The organism is Nocardia asiatica NBRC 100129, from assembly GCF_000308415.1.
In the GTDB taxonomy this organism is placed as follows: domain Bacteria; phylum Actinomycetota; class Actinomycetes; order Mycobacteriales; family Mycobacteriaceae; genus Nocardia; species Nocardia asiatica.
Window position 1 is genome coordinate 1 of record NZ_BAFS01000339.1, and the last position, 670, is coordinate 670.

The 670-nt window shown below is 66.7% G+C and carries 1 protein-coding gene; it reads right to left on the minus strand.

What is annotated here, in order from left to right:
• The coding region (locus tag ON27_RS29285; protein ID WP_043734759.1) for a helix-turn-helix domain-containing protein at positions 1-670 on the minus strand (670 nt) is incomplete at both ends.

Consider the following 670-nt stretch of genomic DNA (forward strand, 5'->3'; position numbering starts at 1 on the left):
GCCGAACGCTGCAACCCGATGATCAGATCGCCTTCCCAATGCCCCGCGACCACCCGCTCGCCGATCTCCGCGGGCCGGTTACCGATGAGCGTCTCGGCGGTCACATGTGCCCACGCTTTCTGCTTGGCGCGTGCGCGCGGGACCCGCAACGCCCGGCCTCGGCGCAAGCAGCCGACGAGTTCGCGTTCGAGCCCGCCCCGGGAATCGACATACAGTGCCTGGTAGATCGCCTCATGACTGATTCGCATTGACTCGTCGTCGGGGAATTCGAGTTTCAGCCGGTTCGAGATCTGCTCCGGGCTCCACGCGTTCACCCACGCCCGATCACCGCGATGCGGCTTGTTGCGCCCTTTCCACTCCGGACCGACCGGGCCGGCCACGGCACGTCCATCGACAGTTCGCACGACCCCGGAGAGCTTGTCTTGCACGTATGCGCGCAGCCGGTCGTTGGCGACCAGTTTGGCGATCTTGGGGCGCCTGGCCCGACGTTCGGCATGCCATTGCGCCGTCGAGGCCTTGTAGTCCAGCCAGTACGAACGGGTCGAGGCGTTGCGACGCAACTCCCGCGAGATCGTCGACGGACTCCGACCGAGCCGACGAGCGATCTCCCGCACTCCCTCGCCCCGAGCCCGCCGCAACGCGATGTCCTCCCGCTCGCCCGAAGATAAAT